Annotated in this window: 21 protein-coding genes; 1 reads left to right on the top strand and 20 read right to left on the bottom strand. The window is 71.9% G+C overall.

Annotated elements, in window-relative coordinates:
* Window position 1: 1 nt before the first annotated feature.
* From ACZ601_RS28060 to ACZ601_RS28030, 7 genes are all read right to left on the bottom strand, one after another.
* A complete protein-coding gene (locus ACZ601_RS28060; protein WP_440573293.1) occupies window positions 2-724 on the bottom strand; it encodes a type 2 periplasmic-binding domain-containing protein in 723 nt (240 codons plus the stop codon).
* Entirely contained in the window at window positions 721-2,133 is a 1,413-nt protein-coding gene (locus ACZ601_RS28055; protein ID WP_469543016.1) for a phenylacetate--CoA ligase family protein, read from the bottom strand. The genes ACZ601_RS28060 and ACZ601_RS28055 overlap by 4 nt, the downstream gene beginning before the upstream one ends.
* A 190-nt stretch (window positions 2,134-2,323) precedes the next feature.
* On the bottom strand, window positions 2,324-3,010 hold the full coding sequence (locus ACZ601_RS28050; RefSeq protein WP_469543013.1) for a phosphoribosylanthranilate isomerase: 687 nt from the start codon (window positions 3,008-3,010) through the stop codon (window positions 2,324-2,326).
* A complete protein-coding gene (locus ACZ601_RS28045; RefSeq protein WP_469543011.1) occupies window positions 3,007-4,281 on the bottom strand; it encodes an MFS transporter in 1,275 nt (424 codons plus the stop codon). Before ACZ601_RS28045 ends, ACZ601_RS28050 begins: the two co-directional genes overlap by 4 nt.
* Window positions 4,268-5,545, bottom strand: a complete 1,278-nt coding sequence (locus tag ACZ601_RS28040) for an ATP-grasp domain-containing protein (protein ID WP_469543008.1) — start codon at window positions 5,543-5,545, stop codon at window positions 4,268-4,270. The genes ACZ601_RS28045 and ACZ601_RS28040 overlap by 14 nt, the downstream gene beginning before the upstream one ends.
* A gap of 37 nt (window positions 5,546-5,582) precedes the next feature.
* Window positions 5,583-6,794: an ATP-grasp domain-containing protein gene (locus ACZ601_RS28035; RefSeq protein ID WP_469543005.1), complete on the bottom strand. Its 1,212-nt coding sequence runs from the start codon at window positions 6,792-6,794 to the stop codon at window positions 5,583-5,585.
* A complete protein-coding gene (locus ACZ601_RS28030) occupies window positions 6,791-7,807 on the bottom strand; it encodes a Gfo/Idh/MocA family protein (RefSeq protein ID WP_469543002.1) in 1,017 nt (338 codons plus the stop codon). The genes ACZ601_RS28035 and ACZ601_RS28030 overlap by 4 nt, the downstream gene beginning before the upstream one ends.
* Before the next feature lie 307 nt (window positions 7,808-8,114).
* Between ACZ601_RS28030 and ACZ601_RS28025 the strand changes: the two genes are divergently transcribed.
* On the top strand, window positions 8,115-8,885 hold the full coding sequence (locus tag ACZ601_RS28025; protein ID WP_440573300.1) for a 3-oxoacyl-ACP reductase family protein: 771 nt from the start codon (window positions 8,115-8,117) through the stop codon (window positions 8,883-8,885).
* Between the two features lie 74 nt (window positions 8,886-8,959).
* On the opposite strand, the gene ACZ601_RS28020 is transcribed toward ACZ601_RS28025, so the two are convergent.
* From ACZ601_RS28020 to ACZ601_RS27960, 13 genes are all read right to left on the bottom strand, one after another.
* The gene (locus ACZ601_RS28020) at window positions 8,960-10,636 is read right to left on the bottom strand and encodes a phytoene desaturase family protein (RefSeq protein WP_469542997.1); all 1,677 of its coding nucleotides are present in this window, start codon (window positions 10,634-10,636) and stop codon (window positions 8,960-8,962) included.
* A 33-nt stretch (window positions 10,637-10,669) separates the two neighbouring features.
* Window positions 10,670-11,809, bottom strand: a complete 1,140-nt coding sequence (locus tag ACZ601_RS28015) for a beta-ketoacyl synthase N-terminal-like domain-containing protein (protein WP_469542994.1) — start codon at window positions 11,807-11,809, stop codon at window positions 10,670-10,672.
* Window positions 11,806-13,029 (bottom strand): beta-ketoacyl-[acyl-carrier-protein] synthase family protein, encoded by a 1,224-nt coding sequence (locus tag ACZ601_RS28010; RefSeq protein WP_469542991.1) that lies wholly within the window; start codon window positions 13,027-13,029, stop codon window positions 11,806-11,808. Before ACZ601_RS28010 ends, ACZ601_RS28015 begins: the two co-directional genes overlap by 4 nt.
* The gene (locus tag ACZ601_RS28005) at window positions 13,022-13,288 is read right to left on the bottom strand and encodes an acyl carrier protein (RefSeq protein WP_311304967.1); all 267 of its coding nucleotides are present in this window, start codon (window positions 13,286-13,288) and stop codon (window positions 13,022-13,024) included. Before ACZ601_RS28005 ends, ACZ601_RS28010 begins: the two co-directional genes overlap by 8 nt.
* Window positions 13,289-13,450: 162 nt before the next feature.
* The gene (locus ACZ601_RS28000; RefSeq protein ID WP_440579279.1) at window positions 13,451-13,885 is read right to left on the bottom strand and encodes an ester cyclase; all 435 of its coding nucleotides are present in this window, start codon (window positions 13,883-13,885) and stop codon (window positions 13,451-13,453) included.
* 91 nt (window positions 13,886-13,976) lie between these two features.
* On the bottom strand, window positions 13,977-14,681 hold the full coding sequence (gene fabG / locus ACZ601_RS27995; RefSeq protein WP_440579278.1) for a 3-oxoacyl-ACP reductase FabG: 705 nt from the start codon (window positions 14,679-14,681) through the stop codon (window positions 13,977-13,979).
* Window positions 14,678-15,346 (bottom strand): HAD family hydrolase, encoded by a 669-nt coding sequence (locus tag ACZ601_RS27990; protein WP_469542985.1) that lies wholly within the window; start codon window positions 15,344-15,346, stop codon window positions 14,678-14,680. Before ACZ601_RS27990 ends, fabG begins: the two co-directional genes overlap by 4 nt.
* 9 nt (window positions 15,347-15,355) lie before the next feature.
* Window positions 15,356-16,378, bottom strand: a complete 1,023-nt coding sequence (locus ACZ601_RS27985) for an AfsA-related hotdog domain-containing protein (protein ID WP_440579276.1) — start codon at window positions 16,376-16,378, stop codon at window positions 15,356-15,358.
* Between the two features lie 97 nt (window positions 16,379-16,475).
* The gene (locus tag ACZ601_RS27980; RefSeq protein ID WP_469542980.1) at window positions 16,476-17,930 is read right to left on the bottom strand and encodes a DHA2 family efflux MFS transporter permease subunit; all 1,455 of its coding nucleotides are present in this window, start codon (window positions 17,928-17,930) and stop codon (window positions 16,476-16,478) included.
* Window positions 17,927-19,021, bottom strand: coding sequence for an SMP-30/gluconolactonase/LRE family protein (locus tag ACZ601_RS27975; protein ID WP_469542979.1), 1,095 nt, complete (start codon window positions 19,019-19,021; stop codon window positions 17,927-17,929). Before ACZ601_RS27975 ends, ACZ601_RS27980 begins: the two co-directional genes overlap by 4 nt.
* A gap of 443 nt (window positions 19,022-19,464) precedes the next feature.
* Window positions 19,465-20,958 (bottom strand): DUF2637 domain-containing protein, encoded by a 1,494-nt coding sequence (locus ACZ601_RS27970; RefSeq protein ID WP_469542976.1) that lies wholly within the window; start codon window positions 20,956-20,958, stop codon window positions 19,465-19,467.
* A 219-nt stretch (window positions 20,959-21,177) separates the two neighbouring features.
* Window positions 21,178-21,996 (bottom strand): DUF3558 family protein, encoded by an 819-nt coding sequence (locus ACZ601_RS27965; protein ID WP_469542974.1) that lies wholly within the window; start codon window positions 21,994-21,996, stop codon window positions 21,178-21,180.
* A 169-nt stretch (window positions 21,997-22,165) separates the two neighbouring features.
* Window positions 22,166-23,032 carry a prolipoprotein diacylglyceryl transferase gene (locus ACZ601_RS27960; RefSeq protein WP_469543190.1) on the bottom strand — a complete coding sequence of 289 codons (867 nt, stop codon included), beginning with the start codon at window positions 23,030-23,032 and terminating at the stop codon, window positions 22,166-22,168.
* Between the last annotated feature and the right edge of the window lie 119 nt (window positions 23,033-23,151).

The raw sequence follows: 23,151 nt of genomic DNA, 5'->3' as shown, positions 1-23,151 counted from the left end.
ATCAACGCTCCAGGGTCTGTCGGAGGGTGGACTCGGGCCGGGCGAGTACCGCGGGCCCGAACACCATCCAGACCATCGGGACGCCCGGCCGCGAGACCTGGAACCGCAGCCGGTGCGCGGCCCGTCCGGGCTCGTTGGTGACGGCGGCGTCCGCGCGTCCCTCCGCGACCAGCTGGGCGGCGTGGATGGTGGACTCGGCGGGCACCCAGGCGATCTCGTAGCCGCCCCGCCCGCCCTCCGCCCCGTCCAGGAGCTCCACCAGGCGCCGGGTCTCGTGCAGGGTCGCCAGCCGCAGGACACCCTCGCGCAGCCCGGTCCCGTAGGAGGCGATGCCGTACTCGGGGGTCGGGGTGGAGAACGTGGCGTCCAGCCGCAGCCGGGGCGACCAGAAGAACCGGGTCGCGCACTCGGCGGCCCCCGGCACCAGGGCGTAGGCGGGCCCGCCCCGGCTGCCGACGGCCGCGAGCAGCTCTTCGAAGGAGTCGTACGGCACGGCCTCCACCTCGGGTCCGCCGAGGTGGGCGAGCCGGTAGCCGAGGCGGCCGAGGGCGACCATCGAGGTGGTGCCGGCCGGGCCGAGGGTGCCGATCCGCAGGGTGCCGGACCGCAGCAGCGGCGAGTGGGGTATCCGGGCCGGCTCCCACAGGATGGGGAACGGGGTCGGATCGGACCGGTCCCCGGTGTCGAGGGTGTAGCCGTGAGGATGCAGCATCGGCTCTGTCATGCGCGGTGCCCCCGTGCCCCGGCCAGCCGGCGGGCGGCGGCCGTCTCGTGATCGACGGCGGTCCGCCGGTCGTGGATGCGTGCGGCCTTCCAGCTGACGAAGGCGCCGGTCGTGGTGACCGGGTCCAGCTCCTCGGGCAGCTCCACCCGGCAGCGCACCCCGAGGGAGTCCGCGACCCGCGCCGCGTGCGCGGCCGCGAGGCCGGGTTCCGGCCCGTCCGGCAGGTCGAGCCGCACGGTGATCAGGTCTTCGCCGTCCGCGTCCCGGTCGATGACCACCTGGTAGCCGTAGCTGTGGTCGATCCGCTGGAGCACGGCCCGCTCGACCTGCCAGGCCTGGAAGCTCCGGCCGCCGAGCACGATCCGGTCGCGGGTGCGGCCGACGACCCGCACCACCGGGCCCCGGATGCCGCAGCCGCAGTCGTTGGCGGCGAGTTCGACGAGGTCGCCGGTGCGGTAGCGGATCAGCGGCTTGATGCCGTCGATGAGCATGGTGACGACGAGTTCGCCGGTGCCCCGGTCACCGAGGGCGGCGCCGGTGTCCGGATCGACCAGCTCTGCGATGTAGTTGGGCCGGGCCAGGTGCAGCCGGCCGCGGGCGCAGGCCGAGGCGACGACCAGGGTCTCCTGGGAGCCGTAGAGCGCGTTGTAGGTACGGGCGCCCCAGGCCTGGTCGATCTGCCGGGCCAGGTCGGGCGTGCACATCTCCCCGGTGACCAGGAAGACCTTCACGCCGAAGTCCCGGCGCGGGTCGAGCCCTTGGGCGCGGGCCGCCTTCGCCAGCGAGAGCGCCACGTTCGGGGTGCAGAAGACCACGTCGAGGGCCAGGTCCCGGATCAGCTGGAGTGCCTTGGGGAAGCCGATGACGGGGGAGTACGGCCAGATCTTGGCGACGGCGGAGCCCACGTTGCGGGCCACGTCCCCGAGGGTGTCACCGAGCGAGTGCACCTCGGTCGGGCCCATCACGCCGACGCGCGGGGCCCGGTCACCGAAGACGTCCGCGAAGATGTTGCGCCAGCTCTCCGTCACATGGGCGTTGGAGGCGATCACCTCGCGCGGGTCACGCGGGCAGGGGGTGGCCGGCCCGGTGGTGCCGGTGGTCTCGTAGTAGAAGCACGCCTCGTCGAGATCCCGGCTGAGGATGTCGGACATGGCCGTGCGCAGATCGTCCTTCGTGGTGAAGGGCAGCTCGCTCAGCCCGTCGAGGGTCAGCTCCTGCGTACGCAGTCCGGCCAGGTGCCGGGCGTAGAAGGGCGAGCCGCTCCGGGCGAGCGCGACGACCTCGCGCAACTGCCGCTGCGCCCACGCCCGCCACTCGTCCTCACCGAGTTCACCCGAGGTGTACCGGTCGTGCAGGGCGAGATAGCGCTCGACGAAGTCGTGGTGCTTCCCGGAAGCGGGCAGCCACATGGATCCCCCAGGTGGATCGGCGGTTGAGGTGGACGAAGTGCCGTGCACCAGGTGGGTGCCCGGGTGCTCCCATACGGGTCCGGGAAGCGGCCATCCGATAGTGCGGGCCGCGTCGGCCCATCCTCAATCCGCCTTATGAGGCAGTCCGTTCGCACTTGGAGGCAGTGCGGTGGTGGGTGTGGCGGGGTGCTTACTTGAGCGCCGCCGCCTCCCTCACGAAGCGCTCGATGAGCGCCGGGTCCTTCACCCCCCGGGAGCTCTCGACCCCGCTGGAGACGTCCACACCCCAGGGCCGCAGCCCCGCCACCGCCCCGGCGACGTTGTCCGGGGTCAGCCCGCCGGCCAGCAGCCACGGACCGGCGGGGGAGCCGCCGAGCGCCGCCGGGTCCCAGCGCTCGCCGGAACCGGGTCTTGGCGAGTCGATGATCAGCAGGTCCTCCCCGTACGCACCGCTCTCCAGCGGCGCCCCGCTCCCCGGCGACGCGGCCCGGATCAGCCGGAACCCGTCGGCGCGCAGCGCGGCGAAGGCCTCGGGCGGCTCGGAGCCGTGCAGCTGCACGGTGTCGACGCCCGCCGCCGCGGCGGCCCTGCGCACCTCTTCGAGCGGCTCGCCCCGGAACACGGCGACCGTGGCGGTGCCCTCCGGTACCTCCGCGACCAGCGCGCGGACGGCGGCCGGGGTGACCTGGCGGGGGCTCGGCGTGAGGACGAAGCCGATCGCGTCGGCCCCGGCCCCGACGGCGGCCGCCACATCCTGCGGGCGGCTCAGGCCGCACACCTTGACGTACACATCTGCCTCCTGGAAGCGGAACGGGAATCGGAACGGGACACGGTTGATCACCGTACGGCGGCTCATGACCGTACGACGGCGGCTCATGACCGTACGGCCGTACGGGAGCACAGGAACACCAGCGCGCCCGCGGTCAGTCCGCCCGCCGTCACGGCCAGCGCGGCCCGTGGGCCGACCGCCGCCGCGAGCAGTCCGCCGAGCAGCCCGCCCAGCGGGATCACCGCCCAGGTCAGGAACCGGAAGGTGGCGCTGACCCGGCCGATGAGTTCGGCGGGCACGGTCGCCTGGCGCAGCGTGATCGAGTGGATGTTGAAGACCGCGATGCCGAAGCCGTTGAGGACGTAGCCGGCCCCCAGCAGCAGCTGCCCGGTGGCGCTGCCGGAGCCGGGCGCCAGCGGCAGCAGCAGGGTCGCGGCGGAGGCCACCACCATGCCGAGGACCATCGTGCGGCCCACCCCGAGCCGCGCCCCGAGCGGGCCCGCCGACAGCGCGCCGCCGAACGCGCCGAGGCTGCCGACCGCGATGATCACGCCGAGACCGGCCGGTCCGAGGTGCAGCTCGCGGATGCCGTAGAGCGGGAAGACGACCAGGACGACGTCCCAGAGCAGGTTGTACCAGGACGCGTGCAGCATGATCACCCGCAGCAGCCTGCTGTGCAGCGTCATGCGCAGCCCGGCGGCGATCTCCTTGCGGATGGAGGGGCGGGCACCGTCCGGGCGGACCGGCGGGGTCTCCGGGGTACGGATGCGCAGCAGCATGACGGCCGAGAAGAGGTAGCCCGCGCAGTCGACGAGGATGGCCACGGGTGCGGTGAGCGCCTGGATCAGGGTGCCGCCGAGCCCCTGACCGGCGGTCTCCGCGACCGAACGGCTGGCCTGGAGCTTGCTGTTGCCCTCGACCAGCCGCTCCTTGGCCACCAGCGAGGGGACGTACGCCTGGTACGCCACGTCGAACAGGGCGGTGAGCACCCCGGTGGCGAACGCCACCGCGCACAGGGCCCAGACGCCGAGCCCGCCCAGCCAGGCGAGCAGCGGCACCGCGGTGAGGATCGAGGCCCGCCCGAGGTTGGCGGCGATCATGAGCGGGCGGCGGCGCACCCGGTCGGCCAGCACTCCGGCGAACAGGGTGACGCAGAGCACCGGCAGGTACTGGGCGCTGTTCAGCAGCCCCAGCTGGGCCGGGCCCGCGTCGAGCAGCACGATCGCGGTGACCGGCAGGGCCAGTTCGGTGACCCGGGAGCCGAGCAGCGAGACCGTCTGGCCGGCCCACAGCCTGCGGAAGTCCCGGTGGTGCCAGAGTCCGCGCGGCGGCTCGGGAGCCTGCTGTCCGGACCGGTCCAGGAGCTCAGAGGACGACATGGGCCGCCTCCCGGACTGCCGGACCTCTGGTGCCGGTGGAGTGCTCGTCGAGCGGGTGCCAGTCGAGCCGGTAGGCGGCCATCGTCCGCCGGATCGCCGCTTCGACCTGCTCGGAGGTGGCGCCTCGGTAGCGGAACGTGCCGGCGGTGTGCACGGCGCCGCCGTTGCCGCTGAGCACGGTGCCGGGGGGCGGCAGCGTCTCGGCGTACAGCTCGGGCACCCGGTCCACCAGTGAGGTCACCGATTCCACCACGGCCGGGCGGACGGGCGGTTCGGGCATCATCAGGTATCCGGCGACCGGTCCGGCCAGGTCCATCGGCGCGACGCGGAGCTCCTCGCCGAGCTGCACCAGCGCGGAGGCGGCGACCAGGTCGACCCCGTACACCTCCTCCCAGACGTAGCGGACCTGACCGCCGCCCGCCCGCGCCCCGATCTCCAGGAACACCAGGTCGTCACCGTCATCCGGTCCGGTGCGGAACACCTCCAGGTGGAAGACGTCGTCGGTGAGCGCGAGGGCGGCGCAGACCCGCTCCGCGAAGGCGGTCACCCGCCGTTCGAACTCCGGGTCATCGTTGGCGACCGAGCTGAAGGCCGTACCGGTGGCGAAGTCCAGGCAGCTGGCGCCGCAGCGCCAGGCGCGCGAGGTGAGCAGTTCGCCGCCCCTCACCACTCCGTCGATCTGGTAGAGCACCCCGTCGATGAACTCCTCGCACTGGGCGTCGGACAGCTCCGCGCCGTCCAGCAGGGCGTCCAGCCGGTCCTCGGAGCGCACCACGTGCACGCCCTGGCTGTCGGCGCCCGCGCGCGGCTTGAGGACGAACGGGTAGCCGTGCCGGTCGGCGAACTCCCGTACCGAACCGGCGTCCGGCGTCTCCCGGAACGCGGGCACCCGCAGCCCGGCCGCCGCGACCAGGCCCTTCATCACGACCTTGTCCCGCACGGCGGCGACCTCCGCGGGGCCGCGCCCCGGGATACCGAAGTGCCGGCGGATCTCGCCCGCCGCCTCCAGGTCGAACTCGGAGAGCGCCAGGACGTGGGTGAACGGTCCGTAGAGGCCGATGAGCCGGGCTGTCTGGGCCAGGACCTCCGCGGTGTCGGTGAGATCGGAGACCACCCGGACGGACTCGGCCAGTTCCTCGTCGAGCGGCTGCCGGCCCGCGGCGGTGGTGAGGTAGGCGATGCGGTCGGTGGTGTGGTCGAGGTAACGGTGGTACTCCGCGAAGGAGTTGGCCCAGCGGTTGAGGATCAGGACGTGGCGGTTCATCGGTTCTCCGGATGGTCGGTACAGACGTGCGGGTCGTTCAGCTGAAGGTCACGGCGCGCTCGGCACGCCGCAGTACCCCCGCGGTCTCCCGGTACGAGGCGCCCGCGGCGAGCACGTAGCCGAGCCGCCCCGAGGAGCTGCCGGGTTCACGGAGCGCACTGCCCGGCGGCAGCAGGACGGCTATCTCCCGCACCCGGGGATCGGACTCGATCACCGGGTCGACGCGGAACTCGCGGTAGCTGTCCAGGCCGGGCCGCAGGAAGTAGCGGATGCCGGCCCGGACGCCGGAACGGGCCCTGGCCGGTGCGGGGTTGGGCAGGCCCAGGTAGCAGCGCAGCATGATCTCGTACAGGTCGTGGCCGCAGGCCAGGCGCAGCAGCTCCGGGATGCGGTCGCCGGGCAGCCGGGCCGCGACCTCCATCAGCAGCGGTCCGCGCGCGGACATCCGCAGCTCGGCGTGGAACGGTCCGATGCCCAGGGCGACGGCCTCCAGGACCCGGACGACGTAGGAGCGGATCCGGTCGGCCGTCCGCGCCTCCAGCTGGGCCGGCACGATGTGCCCGACCTCGACGAAGTGCGGTTCCTTCCCGAGGATCTTCTCCGTGATGGCGAGTACGTGCACCCGGCCGTCCTCGACGTACCCCTCGACGCTGTACTCCGGCCCCTGGACGTACTCCTCGACCAGCACCAGCCCGGGGCCGCCGGACCCGGTGGACCGGCCGGAGCGCAGCGCCCGGCGGAACGCGCCGACGGCCTCCCGCTCCGAGGACACCCGGCGCACGTCGAGGCTCCCCGACTGGTCGACCGGCTTGACCACGCACACCGGGCCGAGCTCCGCGTACGCGGCGGCGGCGGACCGGGAGCCGGAGACGGTCCGGTAGCGGGGCTGGTCGAGGCCCGCCGCCTCCACGGCCCGGCGCATCCGGTTCTTCTGGCGCAGCGGTGCCACCCCGTCCGGGGGGATGCCGGGCAGGCCGAGGGCGGCGGCGGCGTGGGCGGCGAGCGAGACGAAGTGCTCGAAGCCGGGCAGGACCGCGTCGATCGGGGTCTCGGCGTGCAGGGCGCGGATCAGGCCGAGCACGGCGGCCCGGTCGTGGGTGTCCGCGTGGATCACCCGGTCTGCCTTCCCCGGGTCCTGGCCGGGCCCGGTGGCGGAGCTCAGGACGATGACGGTGTGCCCGAGTTCGTGCGCCCGGGTCACCAGCTCCCGCCCGGAGGAGCGGGGCTCGATGATCAGAACGGTGCTCATGCCGCTTCCTGCGGGACGGTGGTGCCGGAGGCCGCGAACGCCGCGGTGCGGGCGGTGTCCAGGAGTTCCATGGACTCCAGGTGCAGGGCGAGACCGCTGCGCGGTGCCGGGCGCTCGCCGCGGAAGTGCTCGTAGGCCTGCTCGATGAACCGGGTCAGCGGGGCGTCCTGGACGACCGTGCGGACCGGGCGTCCGGCGATGCGGACCTGGCCGAAGTCGTCGTCCCCGGAGACGGGGTAGTCGGCCACGAGGGTGCCCTCCGAGCCGTGGATGTGCAGCCGGCGGCGGCGTACGGGCGAGGCGAGATCGGTGTACAGCGTGGTCCGGACACCGGAGGTGTGCAGCAGTTCGACCTCGGCGCCGCCCATCCGGTCGAGCCGGCCGAACGGCAGCGGCAGGTCCCAGCCGCGCGACTCGGTGACCTCCGCGACGGACCCCGCGAGGTGCAGGGCGAGCAGCAACTGGTGCGGCAGCTCCACCTCGAAGGCGCTGCCGTGGCCCTGGGTCTGCAGCGAACGGCGGAAGCGCGGCTTGCTCTGCTCCATGTGGTACGAGACCGGCTCACCGATCGCCCCGGAGGCCACCAGCTCCTCCGCGGCCTCGGTGACCCGGCTGGAGGGCCAGACGCTCATCGGCAGCACCACGGAGCCGGTCGCCTCCGCCAGGTCCACCAAGTAGGCGGCGTCCTCGATGGTGTTGGCGATCGGTTTCTCCAGGATGAAGCGCTGGGCCCCGACGCGCAGGAGCTGCTCCATGCAGTCCCGGTGCGCGTTCGGCGGCACGGCCACGTGGAAGACGGCGTCGGCCACCCGGTGCCCCGCCGCCCACAGCTCGGCCACCGCGCCACGGATGTCCGGCACCCACTCCCCTCCGAGCACCTCGGCGGGACGCGGGTCGACGGCGATCACCAAGGACCGGCCGCCGGTGATGTCCCGCAGCGCCCGATGGTGGAGATCGCGGCCCGCATGCCCGTATCCGACGATGACGGAAGGTGAATTGCCTTTCTTCCTCATCTGTTTACCGCCCTTCGCTGTCGTAGTGAAAAGAGCGTCGCAGCGGTTCGGCAGATGCAGCCAGGCCAATTCCCGTGACCCGGGCCGGACCACTTGGTAATGGTTCGTCCAGGCACGGTGGTACGCCGAAAGGAACACGGTGGGGCGCCGAGGTGGCATCGGTGGAACGGCCTCGCCCGCACGGCCGCTGGATACGCTTGTTCGGATATTCGGTATTCGCTTTTCCCTGCGCGGAATTCACTGAACGTCATATTCCGCTCACGGAATTACCGCGTCCGTTCCATTCATCTGGAGAAGGAGACAGTCGATGACCCTCGAAGGCCGGGCAGCTCTGGTCACCGGTGGTTCCCGCGGCATCGGGCGGGCCATCGCGCTCCGTCTCGCCGCCGACGGGGCCGCCGTCGCCGTGAACTACCGCTCCCGAAAGGACGAGGCCGAACGAACGGTGGAGGAGATCACCGCACTCGGCGGGCGGGCCATCGCCCTCCAGGCCGACGTGGCGGACCCCGAGGCCGCCCAGCGGCTGGTGGACGAGACGACGGCCGGCCTCGGCGGGCTGCACATCCTGGTGAACAACGCCGGAGTGGCCCGCGACGGGCTCATCTTCGACCAGTCGCCCGAGGACTGGTGGGAGGTGCTCCGGGTCAACATCGGCGGCGTCTACCACTGCACCCGGGCGGCCGCCGGGCACTTCATGTCCCAGCGCGAAGGCAACATCATCAACATCTCCTCCGTCATGGGCGAGGGCGGCTGGGTCGGCCAGTCCAACTACTCCGCCTCCAAGGGGGCCGTCAACTCCTTCACCCGGGTCGCCGCCGTCGAGCTGGCCCGCTTCGAGGTCCGGGTCAACGCGGTCCTCGCCGGGTTCACCGAGACGGAGCTGATCGGCGGACTGCTGGAGAAGGACGGCGGCCGGAGCATCAAGCGCCAGCTGCCGCTGCGCGCGTTCGCCACGCCCGAGCAGGTGGCCGGCGCGGTGTCCTTCCTGGCCGGCGAGGACTCCTCGTACATCACCGGCGAGCTGCTGCGCGTGGACGGCGGCTGGGCGGGCCAGCTCGGCCTGGGACGGGCCAAGTAGCGCCCCCGCCCCACGCGGCAGGCCCCGTAACCGACAAGCGGTTACGGGGCCTTCCTGGTGCCGGTCTGCGGCATTCAGCCGATCCGGGCCAGGCCGCGGGCGTTACGGCGCTGCGAGCCGCGCGAGACGGCCAGCGGGTCCCAGCCGTCCGCGCGCTCCGGGAGCAGGTCGGGGTCGCCCAGGAGCGCGCCCCCGTGGACCTCGGCCATCAGGGCGCGGCCCAGGATCTGCCCGGCCAGCACCATGCCGCCGACCGCGGAGCCGGTGATCCCGGTGCCGTGCCGGGTGTTGGTGCCCACCATGTGCAGCCCCTCGATGGTGGTGCGGGTGTCGGGGCGGCTGCCCGTACCGCCCCACTCGGCCAGCCCGTACGGCGTCCCGCCGGTGGCCAGCGTGTAGCGCTCGTGGGTGATCGGGGTCGCCGTCTCCAGGTGCACGATGTGGTCGCGGAACGGGCCGAGCACCTCCTCCGCCGTACTCAGCATCGACGCGGTCAGCTCGGCCTTGCGCTGCTGGTAGCCCCCGTTGCGCCGGTAGCGCTCACCGGCCGCGGGCCCCTCGTTCACCCCCCAGTACTCGTAGCCGGGCGGACACAGCGTCATCACCTGGAAGTTGCTGTGCCCCGGCGGGCAGACGGCCGGCGTGTCCGGGTCCTTCAGCGAGGCGAACGACGCGAACAGGAACGGCACCGGACTGATGCTCTCCTTCTCCAACTGCTCGTAGTAGCCCTCGATGTCGGCGTCCCGGTACCACCACAGATTGGCGTTCGGCCGGGCCGGCAGCTCCTTGTCGAGCGCGACGTAGAGGGTGGCCAGCGGCAGCGCCATCTTCGCCTGCCGGGTACGGGAGACCACCCGGCGGCCGAAGTGCTCCTCGCCCACCAGGTCCAGCACCGTGCGCGAGTAGTCCGCGTTCGACACCACGAGCGGGGCGCGCAGGACGTCGCCGTCCTTCATCCCCACCCCGGTGACCCTGCCGTCCTCGACGAGGATGCGCTCCACCCGGCTCCTGGTCCGCAGCTCCCCGCCGTGCGCCTCCAGACCCTCGACCAGCGCGGCCGCGAGCACCTGGCCGCCGCCCTCGGGGTAGTAGGCGCCCCGCAGGTAGTGGTCGGTGACGGCCGCGTGCGTGGAGACGGTGGCCTGGCGCGGCCCCATCCCGTAGTTGGGCGACTGGGCGGCCAGCACGGTACGGGCCCGGGGCGACAGACCGCAGTGGTCGAAGAGCTCGGTGAGCGTGCGGCGTCCCCACTCGGCGGTCACCGGCGTGCGCGCCAGCAGGTCCGCCAGCGAGGATCCGCCGTCCGACAACATCATCGAACGGGTCTCCGCGGCCACGGAGCGGCAGATCCCGGTGAACCGCACGATGCCCGCGCTCTGGTCCGGCAGCGCCGCCGTCAGCCGCTTCGTATAGGCCTCCCAGCCGACCGGCACGTCCACCGTGAGACCCGGCATCTCGATCCGGTCGAAGCCGTCCCGGTCCATCTCCCGGTAGGAGACCCGGCCGTCGAGCCCCAGCCCGGAGAAGATCGCCGGCAGCACTCCGTCCGGCCCGCAGTCGCCCAGGTAGTGGACGCCCACGTCGAACTCGTAGGCCCGGCGGCGGCGGAAGACATGACTGTTTCCCCCCGCCACGTCGTGCTGCTCCAGTACGAGGACGCGGCGCCCGCTCACGGCCAGGTACGACGCGCACACCAGGCCGCCCATGCCGCTGCCGACGACTATCGCGTCCCACTCATCCCGCTTCACCATGGCGCTCAACCGTCCTGTTCCTGTAGGCGGGACTCAGACCCGCTCGCGTACGACCAGCGCACCGGCGTTGCCGTCGTGGCCGACCGAGGTGATCAGGCCGACGCGGGGGCCCTTGCCGCCCGGCGCGCTCTTCCAGCGGGCGAGCAGCGCCGCGAGCTGCAGGGCGCCGCCCGCGCTGTACGTCTCGCCCAGCACCTCGGTCACCCGCACCGGCTCCGGCAGCCGGCCCAGGGCGAGCCGCACCGCGCGCTCCTCCAGCCGGTCCAGCCCGATGTGGTCACCGGCGCCCAGCGAGACGGCGGCCACGTCCTGTGCCGTCACCTGGCTGCGCTCCAGGGCCCGGGTGATGGCGTCGGCCAGCCCGTTCGTCAGGCCGCGGTGGAGGCCGGCCCGGCGGCTGACCCCGGTCCACCCGTGGAAGCCGACCTCGCAGGCCAGCAGCTCCGCGAGGACCGGTTCGCCGGGGGTCTCCTCGGCCCGGACGACGAACACGGCGCTGCCCTCGCCGACCGGTGCGGCCTCCCGCAGCGTTCCGGCGTGGTGCCAGGCCCAGGCCACCGGGGCGCTCAGCTCCTCCGCACCGCCGACGAGCAGCTTCCCGGCGCGCCCCGCCGCCATGGCCAGCCGGGCGTGCCGGAAGGCGTACAGGCTGGCGCTGCGGCCGCCGGCCACGGTGGCGTTCAGGCCCTTGAGCCCGTGCCGGATGGCCATCTGCCCGGCGCTGCAGTTCATGACGCTGCCCGCGAACTTGCCCGGGTTGATCAGGTAGGGCTTCTCCAGGGTGAGGGTGTCGTACAGCAGGTCGGAGTAGCCCGCGATGCTGCCGGTGTTGGTGGCCAGCACCACGCCGGTCCTGGCCGGCTCGGTACCGGCGGCGGCCGGGCCCGCCTCTTCGAGCGCCTGCTTGCAGGCGACCAGGCTGAGACCGGCGAGCCGGTCGAGGATCTTGGTGCCCTTGCGCCCCAGGTGGTCGGCGGCCCGGAAGCCGGGCACGGACCGGACCGGACGCGGCGGGTAGGCCGCGTCCCGCCCGGCCGCGTCCGGTTCCCCGGCCTCCTGCGGCACGGAGCCCCGGTTCAGCGCTCCGGCCAGGGACGCCAGTCCGTAGCCCGCGCTGGAGACCACTCCGGCGCCGACGACCGGCAGGGGCTGCACGGGCGCGGCCGTGGTCACAGGTACCTCCCGAGGATGGTGATGACGTTGTTCCCGCCGAAGGCGAAACCGTGGTTCTGGACGATCTCCACCCGGGCGTCCCGGCCCACCCCCGGCACGCAGTCCACGCCGGGCCCCAGCTCCGGGTCGGTCTCGACCAGGTTCGCGGTGGGCGGCAGGAACCCCTGCTCCAGGGCGGCGCAGCAGGCGATCGCGCCGAAGCCGCTGGCCGCGCCCATGGTGTGGCCGAGCATCGACTTGATCGAGCTGATCGGCGGCAGCCGGTCCCCGAAGACCTGGCGGACCGCCCGGACCTCGGTCGCGTCGTTGGTCGGGGTGCCGGTGCCGTGGGCGCAGATGTAGTCGATCTGCTCCGGTACGACCCCGGCGTTGAGGTGTGCGGCCCTGATGCAGTCCGCGATGCTGGTGGCGTCTGGGTGCACCATGTGGGACGCGTCGCAGTTGGCGGCGTACCCGAGCACCTCCGCGTAGATCCGGGCGCCGCGCTCCAGCGCGTGGTCGAGCGGTTCGAGCAGCAGCGCCGCCCCGCCCTCGCCGGTGATGATGCCCGAGCGGTTGGCGTCGAACGGCTGCGGCAGGTCCTCCGCCATGGCACCCAGCGCGTAGAACCCGGCATGGGTCAGCCGGTTCACCGAGTCGGCGCCGCCGGCCAGCATGAAGTCGGCCTCGCCCAGGCGCACCATGTCGAAGGCGTACCCCAGCGCGTAGTTGCTGGCCGAGCAGGCGGTCGGGATGGTCTGGGCGTCGCCGCTCAGGCCGAGTTCGGCGTTGACGGCGCCGGCGATCTGACCGGCCGGCAACTGGCCGACCAGCCGGGGCTCCAGACCCTTGAGGCCCTGGGTGACCCACTGGCCGCCCAGGCTCTGGGCGACGGCGGACTCGCCGCTGGTGGTGCCCATGATCGAGCCGGACCGGGCTGCGGAGAGCAGGTCGGGGTCGATGCCGGAGTCCTCGACCGCCAGCCGGGAGGCGGCGGCCGCGAGGAGGGCGCTGCGGCCCCATCGCTCGGGGTCGAGGTGGTTCAGGAGGGCGGCCGGTTCGAAGTCCTCGACCTCTGCGGCCTTTCGGCTGGGGAACGGGGTGGCGTCGAAGCTGCGGGCCGGCCCGATGCCGACCCGGCCCGCCCGGAGAGAATCAGCGAAGAGCTCGACGCCGATTCCCACCGGGCTGACCGCTCCGAGTCCCGTGATGACGACTCGGCGCAAGGTCGACTCAGGCATTCCGTGCGCATCCCTCGACGGCGAGCAGCAGCGCCCTGAGCGTGGTGAGCGACTCCAGGTCCGCCTTGGGAAGGACGAAGCCGAGCTCCTTCTCGATCCGGGAGACGACGGTTATCAACGTGAGCGAGTCACTGTCGTAGTCCTCGATGAAGTGACCGTCCTCGGTGAGCTCGTCGTCGTCCAGCTCCAGTTCCTCGTTGACGATGTCGATGACACGGATCCGCAGCTCGGCATCCAGTTCCACGGTCTGCACGGTCATGATGGGTCCTTTCGTGAAGAGAAAACGTGAGTGGTTCGCGTCCACTGGTGGTGGGGGGTGCGGGTGGGGGCGCGGCTGTTGTGGGGGCGTGGGGCTGAGGGGGGAGTGGGGGAGTGGGGGAGTGAGGGGGATCGGGGTGTGAGGGGATCGGGGTGTGACGGGTCAGACGGCGGCCGGGGTCGGCGGCTTGAGGGTGATCGCGCCGATCTGGGTCAGCAGCAGGAGGTCCTGGCGGAAGCCCCAGTGCTCGACGACCTTGCCGTCCTCGATCCGGTAGATGTGGGTCTGCTCGACGTCCACGGCGGCGCCGGACGGCTCGAAGCCGAGGAAGTCACCGGTGTGCTTGCCGGTGAAGCGCAGCCGCAGGACCGCGCGGTCGCCCTCGGTGAAGCTGTCCAGCTCCTCCCACTTGGCGCCCGCGAAGGCGCTGTGAACCCAACGGGCGGTCCCGAGGTAGCCGTACGGGCCACCCGGGACGCCGGGCTGCGCCTCGTGGTCGACGAAGGAGTCGGCGACGTACTTGAGGGCGGCCTCCTCGTTCAGGTCGTTGAAGATCAGGCCCATGTTGATGGAGAGGTCGAGTGCTTCGCTGCTCATCTGCTTGCTCCTCAATGGTGGGGAAAGGTCCGGGGATTGGGATTCGCCCCCGGAGGTCTGTGGGTGGCGGGGCCCGCACGGGGCCCGCGCCTCAGTGGCCGGCGCCCAGGCCGCCGGTGACCGGGATGACTCCGGCGGTCACGTACGAGGCGTCCTCGCCGGCCAGGAAGCGCGCGGCGGCGGCGACTTCCTCGGGGGTCCCGGTACGGGCCAGTGCCGTCCTGGCGAGCGCGGCCTTCCGGCGCGCGTCGGTGACGTCCTCGACCATGTCGGTCTCGATCATTCCGGGAGCCACCACGTTGACGGTGATGTTGCGCCGGCCCAGCTCGATCGCGAGCGACCTGGCGAATCCGATCAACGCCGCTTTGGAGGACGCGTAGTTGGTCTGCCCCGGGGCGCCGGACATGCTGTTGATGGACGACATGTAGATCAGCCGGCCCCAGCGGGCCTTGATCATCGCGGGGACGACCGCCCGGGTGACGCTGACGGCCCCCTGGAAGTTGGTCTCCATCACGGCGCGGAAGTCGTCCTCCGGCATGCCGATCAGCAACTGGTCCCGGGTGATGCCCGCGTTGGAGACCAGGATCTCGATGTCACCCTGCTGGATCGACACCGCCTCGACCGCGGCCTCGATCTGGGCCGGGTCTGTCACGTCGCACCGTACGGCGAAGAAGCCGGGCGGGGGCTCACCGTTGCGGTAGGTGATGGCGACCTTGTGGCCCTCGGCCGCCAGGGCTCGGGCGGTGGCGAGGCCGATGCCCCGGTTTCCGCCGGTGACGAGTACGGAGCGGCTCATATGGACTTCCTCCTGGTCTCGTCCCACAGGGACGCGAGCTGGTCGCCGGCGCTCTCGGCGTCGGTGAAGAGCACCGCCTGCCAGCCGAGCGCCTCCGCACCGGCACAGTTCTGCGGGAGGTCGTCCACGAGCACACAGCGCTCCGGGGGTACGCCCGCCCGCCGCGCGGCGAGTTCGAACATGCCGGGGGACGGTTTGCGGTGACCCACCTCGAAGGAGAGGAGCACGTCGTCCCAGAGCCCGTCGGGCTCGATCATCCGGCGCCAGTACGGGTCCCAGGCGGGCACCATGTTGGAGAGCATCCCGACGAACGCGCCCCGCTCCCGCATCTTGCGCAGCTGGGCCAGCCAGGCGTGGTTGGTCTCCCGCCCGTCGAACCAGGCGTCCGCCATCGTGGTGAGCCGGAGGTGGACGCCGTGCTCGGCCTCCAGCACGTCACCGATCTCCTGGAGCCACTCCTCCTCTGTCACCAGCGGGGTGTCGATCGGCAGCATGATGTCGGTGGTGCCGTACCGGGCGGTGACCGTGGCCAGCGCCCGGCCCAGGACCACCTGGTCGAGGCCCATCGAGGCGCAGAACGTCTTCATCGTGTGGCCGAGCGGAGGAGTGAGGACCCCGCCGAAGTCCGACCAGACGGCCAGTGGGGGCGATGTGGTGTCAGACATGACGGGTCCTCAGGATCCTTTGAGGTGGGAGACGTCGACGACGGTGACGGTGAGTTCCGCGATCTCCTGGCCGTCCTGGCGGAAGCCGACCCGTACCGTGTGCCGGCCGTCGCTCGCGGGAGTCCGCTCGGCGGTCGCGGTCAGGGGGACGTCCAGTTCCGCGAACCGCTGGAACCCGCCCTCGTAACCGGCGGCGAAGAAGTCCCCGGAGCCGGACGCGGAGCCGGAGCCGGACGCGGAGGCCGTCAGCAGCGCCAGCTGGCGGGCCGCCTCGACCAGCGCCATGGCCGGCAGATGGTCGTAGGAGTGGTCGAACAGCGCCGGGTTATCGAAGCGCGGTACGACCTGGGCCGACACCGACCCCTCGGTGAACTCCGGCTCCGTGAGCACCACGTTCAGCGGGTTGTCGCGGCCCACCAGCTCCGGAGCCACCCGCCGGACCACGCCCGGCCACTCGGTGAACTCCGTACTGAGCGGCGCGGGGGTGCCGCGCTGGGCGTGCCGCAGGATCTCGTTCTCGTCCCCCTTGAGGAAGAGCACGTCCATCGAGTGGTCGCCCACGTGCACGTCACCCATGAAGATCCGCTGCTCAAGACGGCCCTTGCGGAACCGGCCGCTGTGCCGGGCGGTCTTGCCGAAGAAGTCGGTGTCGATCCGGGGCGGCCCCGGCTCGCCGCCCACCCGCAGCGCGGACAGGTTCCGCAGCGAGAACTGGAAGGCGTGCACGATGGCGACGGTTCCGGCCGGCACCCCGGCGTTGGTGTGGCCACCCGCGATCGAGGCCTGCCGCCCGGCCTCCAGCAACAGCAGGGAGTCGTGCAGCTTCGGCCTCGGCCGGTGGTCGCTGTAGTAGAGGTGGGTCAGCGGCAGATGGATGCCCGCGGTCACCGCCATCGGACGTACGTTCTGGACGTCCGTGACGAAGACCTCGGATATCGCGGACCGGTGCGCGAGGGAGCGCTCGATGGTGCGCCCGTATTCGAGGGCGGGCAACACGCTCTGCGCGGCGTCTTCCAGCACCTGGGTGGTCATCGGGATTCCTCCAGACCTGTTCTCGGGGTGATCTGCGGGGCGGTGGGGCGGGGCGGGACCGGTCGGCCGGCCCCGCCCCACCCGGGGGCGGCTCCGGTCAGGCGACCGTGACCGCCACCGAGCTGTCCTCGGCGGCATCGGCGTCCGCCGACGCCTTGTCGCCGGCCCGCTCCGAACTCCGCCGGATGCACAGGCCGCTCACCGCGCCGAGCATCACCACGATCACGCCGACCCACAGCGCGGCCTCCAGGCCGTCGGTGAACGCCGAGGCCTGGTCGCCCGAGGTGTTCGCGGCGAACTGGCGGCTGAACACGGTGGTGAGCGCGGCCACACCGAGCGCGCCACCGAACTCACGGCTGGTGTTGTTGGCACCGGACGCCTTGTTCTGCTCGTTCTCCGGCACCGCCGAGATCACCGTGGCGGGGTTGCCCGCGAAGACCAGCCCCATCCCGATACCGGCCAGGGCCAGCGCGGGCACCATGGCGCCGTAACCGACGTCCGGGGTGATGACCAGGGCGATCCAGCCGAGGCCGATGCCCTGGAGGGCGCAGCCCGCGGCCTGCAGCACACCGCCGCCGATCCGGTCCACGAACTGGCTGGCGACCGGCACCACGAACATCGGCGCCAGGGTCCACGGGATGGTGCGCAGACCCGCCTCGAAGGGGGTGTAGCCCATCGGGCCCTGGAGGAACTGGGTGAGGTAGAAGATCGACCCGAAGACACCGAAGTACATCGTGATCGACACCACGTTGCTCAGCACGAACGCCCGCGCCCGGTACAGGTGCGAGGGAATCAGCGGCTGGCTGCTGGAACGCTCGGACACGATGAACGCCACGGCGAGGACCGCCGTGAGGGACAGCCCGATGATCGTGCTGGTGCTGGTCCAGCCGTGGTCGGCGGCGGAGACGATGCCCCAGACGGCCGACACGACGGAACCGGTCACCAGGACCATGCTCGGGACGTTCAGGCTGCGCTCCCGGCCCCGGCTCTCCTTGACCGCCCAGAGGGCCAGCGGGAGTGCGATGAGGCCGACGGGCACGTTGATCCAGAAGATCCAGCTCCACGAGATCTTCTCGGTGACCAGGCCGCCGGCGAGCGGACCGGCCGCGATGCCGAGGCCGTTGACCCCGCCCCAGACCCCGACCGCCAGATTCCGCTGCGCCCGGGAGACGGCGCCGACGGCCAGCGTGAGCGAGACCGGAAGGATGGCGGCCGCACCCGCGCCCTGGAACACCCGGGCGATGACCAGCGTGACGACCGAACCGGCCATCGCACAGGCCACGGACGACACGGTGAACAGGGCGATGCCGCCGAGGAACACCCGACGGCGGCCGAAGCGGTCACCCAGTGCCGCGCCGGCCAGCAGCAGACCCGCGAAGGCCAGCACGTAGCCGTTCATCACCCACTGCAGTTCGGACTGCTTGACCTCGAAGTCCTTGCCGATCTCCGCCAGCGCGTTGGTGACGACGAGGTTGTCCAGCGAGACCATGAACATGGGCAGCGAGGTGGCGATCAGCGCCCAGAGAACGCCGTTGCGCTTGGCTGCGGTCATCGGTTGTGCCCCCTGTTGCTCGTGGAGTGGCGGTTCACGGAGTGGTGGCCGGTGGCGTGGTGCTTCGTGCCGGCGCGGGCAACACGGCGCAGCGTGATCCGGTCCGAGGTCTCCCCGGCCAGCACCACACCCACCTCACCGCTGAGCACGTAGTCGCCGTACGGCGTGACGGCCACCGTCGTGGGGCCGGAGACCGGCCACGGCTCCTCGCGCGAGCGGACGCTGGCGCTGCGCCAGCCGTCCTTCGAGCCCACGACCGTGACGGCGTCCACGCCGCCCGGCGCGCCGACGGCCTCACCGATGGAGTTGGTCACCACGACCAGGGAGCCGTCCGGACGCAGCGCCAGCCCGTCCGTGCCCACCAGCGGCCGGTCCAGCTTGACCTCGGCCACCTTGCGGTGGGCCGGGGCGTTCGGGCTGATCTTGAACATGGCGCCGTTGTCGTAGCGAAGCGCCAGCAGGTAGCCGTCCGGGTGCCAGGTGATCCCGTTCAGGCCGACGATGTCCGCGGCGAAGCGGGGGTCGGTGACCACCGGGTGGACGTGACCGGCCAGGTCGATCCGCTGGAGCGTGGCCGACACGGAGTCCGTGACGTAGATGTTGCCCCGGGGGTCGAAGGTCAGGTCGTTGGCGAAGGTGCGCGAGAGCCCCTTGGCGACGTCGATACGGCGCTGCAGCTTGCCGGTGTCCAGGGCGAAGATCGCCACGCCCGAGGTGGGCGGCTGGTCACCGACGTCCAGACGCTGGCGGATCCAGAAGTCGCTGTAGGCGACCAGGATGCGGTTGCGCGCGGTGTCCACCCGGACCCCGAGTGTGGACACCATGCCGATGCTGGGTGCCAGCTCGGTGACGGTGCCGTCCAGCCGGACCACCGAGAGGGTGCCCTTCAGGGCGGAGCCGACCAGGAAGGCGCGGCGGGTGGGGTCCCAGGCGACGCCCTCCGGGTAGACGTCGGCCGCCCGGGTGTTGATCACGTCCGGCCCGGTGTGACGGCCGGCGGCAGCCGCGGTGTGGGAGGACGAATTCGCCATGGCGGGGGCCGGGAGGGCTATCGGCGCGATCGCCGTGAGGACGGCCGCGGAGGCGAGCACGGCTCTTAGCGGAATTGCGCGGGACACGGTGTTCCTCTCATGGTGGGTCGGCTGGAATCCGGAGTACGCGTGCGGTGAGGGGAGTACGGGAATGCGGGACTGCGGAAATGCGGGAATACGGGCACGGAGAACTACGGATTCCGGCTTCGCGATGGGTCATGCGAATGGTCGGTTCGACGAATGGTTCAACGGGCGTCTGTGTATTCGATGACGCGATTCACTTGCGGTACACGAATGAATCTAGGCCGCTGGCAGCGCGATATGTAGACGACCTAGGGCGTACCGGGACTGTCTCCTTCGAGACATCCGGGAGCGCGGCGGCGGGGGCGGCGCCGGTGACATACGCGGGCGCGCACAGCACAGAGGGCCGTCACCCGGTGGTGCGGGTGACGGCCCTCGGCGCTGCGCGCGTAGTCCCGGGGAGCCCTCAGGGGCTCAGTGGCTCACGCGATGTGGTCGGCCTCCAGCTCCGCGTGGTAGCGGTTCTTGAAGCCCTGGATCAGCTGGCGGAGCAGCGCCGCGCTGCGCGGGTGCCGCACGTTGTGGCCGTCCGACAGGTGTATGTCGAGGACCTCGATGCTGGGGTACGTGCTGTGCTGCGTCACGAAGGCGGCGAAGACCTCGTAGGCGATCTCGCTGAACTCCGCGTCCTCCTGCGCCCACTCCTCGGCCCATTCCTCGGCCGCCTCCGCGACGGGCTTCTGCTCCTCCGGGAGCTGGCCGGCGTCGGCTGCGGGCGCGGTCGCGAGGGGAGCCTCGGCCGCCTCGTGGGGCTGCTGCGGCTGCGGCGGCTGCTGCTCGGCGCCGGGGCCGGGCACGCCGCCGATGGTGCCGACGTTGCCCAGCGGGCGGGTGCGGCCGGGCCCCGTCGGGATCATGACCGGGCCGGGCTCCTGGACGTCGAGGTACGTCGGGTTGTACGAGCCCTCGTACGCGCCGTCCGGCGACTGCGCCGCGAACCAGGGGCTCTCGTGCGAGTCGGGGGCGGGGGTGAGGATCGGGGCGTGCGGCTGGAAGGCGCTCTGGGGCTGGGGCTGGGGCTGCGACTGAGGCTGGAAGGCGCTCTGGGACTTGGACTGGGGCTGGTTCTGCTGGGGCTGCTGGTGGCCCTGCTGCGGGTGGTCCTGCTGCTGGTGCTGCGGCCCGGCGAACTGCTCCTGGCCCGGGGCGCCGACGAGTTCGGGCTGCTGCTGGGAACGGGCGGTGTCGACGGCGGCGACAGCCCCGGCGGCGGCGGGGGCCGGCGGCAGCAGGACGGGCTCGATTCCCGCGGCGGCGAGCCCGGCCGGGCCGGTCTCGGCCAGCGGAACGCCGAACTTCGCGAGGCGCAGCGGCATCAGGGACTCGACGGGGGCCTTGCGGCGCCAGCCGCGGCCGAACCGGGCCTGGAGGCGGGCCTGATAGATCAGCCGGTCCTGTTCGAGCTTGATGACCTGCTCGTAACTGCGCAGCTCCCACAGCTTCATCCGCCGCCACAGCCGGAACGTCGGCACCGGGGAGAGCAGCCACCGGGTGAGGCGGACCCCCTCCATGTGCTTGTCGGCCGTGATGTCGGCGATCCGGCCCACGGCGTGCCGGGCGGCCTCCACGGCGACCACGAACAGCACCGGGATCACGGCGTGCATGCCGACGCCCAGCGGGTCCGGCCACGCGGCCGCGCCGTTGAACGCGATCGTCGCGGCGGTCAGCATCCAGGCCGTCTGACGCAGCAGCGGGAACGGGATGCGCAGCCAGGTCAGCAGCAGGTCCAGCGAGAGCAGGACGCAGATGCCCGCGTCGATGCCGATCGGGAAGACCAGCGAGAAGTCCCCGAAGCCCTTCTCCAGGGCGAGTTCGCGTACCGCGGCGTACGAGCCCGCGAAGCCGATCGCCGCGATGAGCACCGCACCGGCCACCACGAGCCCGATGAGTATGCGGTGCGTGCGTGTGAGCTGCATCGCGGCCACCCGCGATCCCCTTCCCGCTTCTTCGTCTCCGACGCCCGGTCCGGAGGAACGATGTGAGTTCTGGCGGGCACAGCCTGGCACATGTGTGCGAGCAGTGTTGCGCGGGGAGGGGCGAAGCCCGGTTCCCGGAGGAGAGCCGGGCTTCGCAAATCCGCTTATGGGGTGGGGAGTTGGGGCTCCCGGGCGTCTGGGAGGGCGCCGGGAAGGACGCTACTCGGCAGCCTTGTCCGATGCCTTGTCCGTCGTCTTGCCCGATGCCTTGGCCGAGGGCTTGCCGGACGACTTGGGGGCGTCGGGCGACGCGCTCGTCTTCGGGCTCTCGTTGGCGGTGGCGACCGAGGCGACGGCGTCGCGCGCGCCCGTCTTGGCGCCCGCGGTGATCTTCTCGGCCGAGGGGGCCTTCGCTCCCGCGTAACCCGCGCCGTTGTAGGTGAGGGTCACGACGACGTTCCCGGTACGGGCGAGGATCGTCGCGTAGCGGAAGTCCTCGCTCGTCTTTTCGAGGTCGTAGGTGATCAGGGTGGCCTGCTCGCCGATCCCGCTGACGGGGGCCGTGACCAGCTTCTTGGCACCCTCGGTCGCCTTGACCTTGTCGATCTGCTTCGCCAGGTCGTCACCGGCCCGGTCCGCGCCGCTGCCCAGGGCCTGGTCGGAGGCGAAGCGGGTGAAGCCGGTGTCGAGCCAGCGGTACTGGGAGCCCTTGACGCCGTTGTCGTCCAGGCCGTTCCAGGAGCAGCTGCCGCGGGCGGCGGTGTCGCTGGACTTGCCCTGCGTGCCCTTCTTGTCCTTGGCCGCGGGGACCAGGGACTTGACCGTCTTCGCGGTGACCGCCTTGCACGGGTCGGGCAGCGCGGCGAACTTCGCGGCCGCCACCTCGGGCTCCGTCTTCGTGGCGTCCGGCGCGGCGGACGAGGCCGAGGCCTTGTCCTTCCCGCTGTCGGAGTCCGACGAGCAGCCGGCGACGACGAGCATCACCGGAACGGCGGCGCAGGCGAGTATGCGGGTGAGTCGCGGGGCTGATCGGTGCATGGTTCCTTCACTCGGGTGGCGCGGCGTTCGGGCGGCCGGACGATCGGTGGACAGGGACGCGGTCGGTGGTTCCGGAGGGCCACGGTACGACGGACGGCGGCCGGATGCCGCCTCGGCCGGACGGCTCACGGACCTGCCGCGGGCCGGGGCGGACCGGCCGGGGACGGGGTCACTCGCTGAAGCCGTCGACCAGTTTCCGGCCCAGTGCCTGGGCCTTCTCCTGCAGTTCCTTGCTGTCGGGGATCTCCGTGGAGAGGGTCGGCTGCGCGGTGTACTGGATGGTCACGATGACATTCGATGTGCGGAATACCACGCTCACCGTGCGGTGCTGTGCGGTAGAACCTGCCCGGGTGAGCAGATCGTCCAGAAATGCGCTGTCGCCGAGCGAATCGAGGACCCGGGGCTGGAGGTTCTCGGCGGCGCCGCCGTCCCCGGAGCCATCCGTGTCCGCGGTCTCCTCCGCGTCCGGATCCGCGCTCTTGCCCGAGCTCTTGCCCGCGGCCTTGCCGCCGTCCTTGCCCGGCTTCCCGCTTGCGGTCGCGCTCGCGGTCGCGGACGGGGAGCCGGAGGCGTCCGGGGCGCCGCTGTCCGTGCTGCCGGGCAGCGCGGAGGGCAAGTCCGCGGCGGCCTCCTTCTTCGCGTACACCTCGCGGGCGCGGTCGTCGTCGCTCACGGCCGGGTCGTACGAGACGACCCGTTCGAAGTCGACGAAGAGGCTGTGGGCACCGTCGGGCGCCTCGGTCTTCCAGCGGCAGCCGACCCGGCGGTCGGTGTCGTACGTGACGGCGGGCGAACCGTCGAACACCTTCTCCTGCTGGGCCTCCGGCAGCTCGGCGGAGCCGGGCAGCAGGTCCTTCAGGGTGGCGGGCGAGACCGAACGGCAGGCCTCGGGAAGCGTGCGGTACTTGCCCGGAGGCGCGGTGGAGGAAGCCACGGCACCGGGTTTGCTGTCGGTGGCGGAATCGCCGGATCCGGTGCCGCTGCTGCAGCCGACCGCGAGCGCTGCAATGAGCACGGCGCCGGGCGCGTACGCCATTCGTCGCACGTTCCTGGGCTCCCTTCGTGCGAAAAACGGTTGCCGCTCGTCGGCGGCCGGTGGACACAATGTGTATCGCACGCGCCGCCGTGGTTGCCGATCGGCCGATACTTTTGCCG

The organism is Streptomyces sp. NPDC104307, from assembly GCF_055584045.1.
This window is presented reverse-complemented; position numbering and strand designations above follow the sequence as displayed.

What these genes read in the sequence shown, in the direction of transcription:
- ACZ601_RS28060 (WP_440573293.1), bottom strand. Translation starts at nt 724, where the DNA reads ATGACAGAGCCGATGCTGCATCCTCACGGCTACACCCTCGACACCGGG.
- ACZ601_RS28055 (WP_469543016.1), bottom strand. Translation starts at nt 2,133, where the DNA reads ATGTGGCTGCCCGCTTCCGGGAAGCACCACGACTTCGTCGAGCGCTAT.
- ACZ601_RS28050 (WP_469543013.1), bottom strand. Translation starts at nt 3,010, where the DNA reads ATGAGCCGCCGTCGTACGGTCATGAGCCGCCGTACGGTGATCAACCGT.
- ACZ601_RS28045 (WP_469543011.1), bottom strand. Translation starts at nt 4,281, where the DNA reads ATGTCGTCCTCTGAGCTCCTGGACCGGTCCGGACAGCAGGCTCCCGAG.
- ACZ601_RS28040 (WP_469543008.1), bottom strand. Translation starts at nt 5,545, where the DNA reads ATGAACCGCCACGTCCTGATCCTCAACCGCTGGGCCAACTCCTTCGCG.
- ACZ601_RS28035 (WP_469543005.1), bottom strand. Translation starts at nt 6,794, where the DNA reads ATGAGCACCGTTCTGATCATCGAGCCCCGCTCCTCCGGGCGGGAGCTG.
- ACZ601_RS28030 (WP_469543002.1), bottom strand. Translation starts at nt 7,807, where the DNA reads ATGAGGAAGAAAGGCAATTCACCTTCCGTCATCGTCGGATACGGGCAT.
- ACZ601_RS28025 (WP_440573300.1), top strand. Translation starts at nt 8,115, where the DNA reads ATGACCCTCGAAGGCCGGGCAGCTCTGGTCACCGGTGGTTCCCGCGGC.
- ACZ601_RS28020 (WP_469542997.1), bottom strand. Translation starts at nt 10,636, where the DNA reads ATGGTGAAGCGGGATGAGTGGGACGCGATAGTCGTCGGCAGCGGCATG.
- ACZ601_RS28010 (WP_469542991.1), bottom strand. Translation starts at nt 13,029, where the DNA reads ATGCCTGAGTCGACCTTGCGCCGAGTCGTCATCACGGGACTCGGAGCG.
- ACZ601_RS28005 (WP_311304967.1), bottom strand. Translation starts at nt 13,288, where the DNA reads ATGACCGTGCAGACCGTGGAACTGGATGCCGAGCTGCGGATCCGTGTC.
- ACZ601_RS28000 (WP_440579279.1), bottom strand. Translation starts at nt 13,885, where the DNA reads ATGAGCAGCGAAGCACTCGACCTCTCCATCAACATGGGCCTGATCTTC.
- fabG (WP_440579278.1), bottom strand. Translation starts at nt 14,681, where the DNA reads ATGAGCCGCTCCGTACTCGTCACCGGCGGAAACCGGGGCATCGGCCTC.
- ACZ601_RS27990 (WP_469542985.1), bottom strand. Translation starts at nt 15,346, where the DNA reads ATGTCTGACACCACATCGCCCCCACTGGCCGTCTGGTCGGACTTCGGC.
- ACZ601_RS27985 (WP_440579276.1), bottom strand. Translation starts at nt 16,378, where the DNA reads ATGACCACCCAGGTGCTGGAAGACGCCGCGCAGAGCGTGTTGCCCGCC.
- ACZ601_RS27980 (WP_469542980.1), bottom strand. Translation starts at nt 17,930, where the DNA reads ATGACCGCAGCCAAGCGCAACGGCGTTCTCTGGGCGCTGATCGCCACC.
- ACZ601_RS27970 (WP_469542976.1), bottom strand. Translation starts at nt 20,958, where the DNA reads ATGCAGCTCACACGCACGCACCGCATACTCATCGGGCTCGTGGTGGCC.
- ACZ601_RS27965 (WP_469542974.1), bottom strand. Translation starts at nt 21,996, where the DNA reads ATGCACCGATCAGCCCCGCGACTCACCCGCATACTCGCCTGCGCCGCC.
- ACZ601_RS27960 (WP_469543190.1), bottom strand. Translation starts at nt 23,032, where the DNA reads ATGGCGTACGCGCCCGGCGCCGTGCTCATTGCAGCGCTCGCGGTCGGC.